The following is a 1,204-nucleotide window of genomic DNA, read 5'->3' on the forward strand; positions in this document are numbered from 1 at the left end:
GGTGGGGGGGAGGCGAGGGGAGGGGCACGAGGGGTCCTTCCGGAGGCGGTCGGCGGAGGTGCGATCGCCGTCGACCGTCGCAGTCAAGGATCGTCCGCTCCGGCGCCGAGGGGAACCCTGCGCGAGATGCTCGCAGGGGCGCGAGCACGCAGACGTCGCGTTCGAGCACGGCGACCTGCGGGGCTCGGCAGCTCGGCGGGTGAGCCTGGGAGGCGCGCGGGCGGCGGCTCCCGACGCCCTTGTCAGACGACCGTTGATCAGTCAACGTCCTCGTCCCCGGCGCGGAGCCCGTTCTACGGTCTGTCGAACCGGCTTCAGACCTCACAGGTCATATCCCTTTCGTGACGCACGAGGGTCTCTCCTGCGGAGGGTCTGCGACTCGCCGGTAGGACGAGGGGAGTCGAGATGTCCACAGACGACGTGTCACCGGGACGGTTCGCGCGGTTCGTGAGGTGGGTCAAGAAGGACGACGGCTGGGAGCCGCAGTACCTGCGCGGACGGGTCGTCGCGAAGGAGGGCGGCGACTGGATCGTCGCGGTCGACGGCGAGGAGCGCCGCATCGTCAAGAAGGAGTGGAGCGTCTACCGCTGAGCTCCGGGGGAGGACGCCCGATGCCGCCGAGCCGGCGCCTCCCCCGGGGATGGTCCTCGACGCGCCGCAACGGAGGAGCCTCTCGCGCACGACAGCGCATCGGGGCAGCGGGCTCACCGCCCTACAGGTGGCGGCCCGGGCCCTGCACGCCGAGGACGGTGACGGTGAGCGTCGTCGAGGTTCCCTGTGCGTCGGAGGGCGCCGACTCCGGCAGGCGCAGCGTCAGGCGGAGGTGGTCGGTCGCGCCGACCGTGAGCGCCGGGGAGCCGGGCAGATCGACGCGGGCGGACGCGGGTCGGTCGGCGGCGACGGTGCTCACTGTGCCGCCGCAGGTCGCGGCGTCGGCCGACCAGGGCTGCGAGCAGCGCTCGAGAGCGAACTGCACGCCGTCGGAGGCGCTGGCACCCGCGGTCGTCGTCAGCTGGAGGGCAGACATCGGCACGGTGCCGGCATGGGTGAGGTCGAGGAGGCGGCGGGCGGTGCCGCCGGGGAGCAGACCGGGTGACCGCGACGGGCACGGTCGTCGCTCCGGTGGCGTCGAACTCGGCGATCACGGTGCCGGACGCGACGCGCGCCCCCGGCCGCGGCGCGGTCGAGGAACACGGCGGAGGCC

Annotated in this window: 2 protein-coding genes; one reads left to right on the forward strand and one right to left on the reverse strand. The window is 73.6% G+C overall.

The genetic code is table 11. The features are described from left to right. Nucleotides 1-405: 405 nt before the first annotated feature. Nucleotides 406-591 (forward strand): hypothetical protein, encoded by a 186-nt coding sequence (locus ACH61_RS15515; protein ID WP_068213771.1) that lies wholly within the window; start codon nucleotides 406-408, stop codon nucleotides 589-591. 121 nt (nucleotides 592-712) lie between these two features. On the opposite strand, the gene ACH61_RS15520 is transcribed toward ACH61_RS15515, so the two are convergent. Beyond that, nucleotides 713-1,033 carry a hypothetical protein gene (locus tag ACH61_RS15520; protein WP_153038954.1) on the reverse strand — a complete coding sequence of 107 codons (321 nt, stop codon included), beginning with the start codon at nucleotides 1,031-1,033 and terminating at the stop codon, nucleotides 713-715. Nucleotides 1,034-1,204: the final 171 nt, after the last annotated feature.

Source organism: Rathayibacter tanaceti (genome assembly GCF_001634385.1).
Taxonomy (GTDB): Bacteria; Actinomycetota; Actinomycetes; order Actinomycetales; family Microbacteriaceae; genus Rathayibacter; species Rathayibacter tanaceti.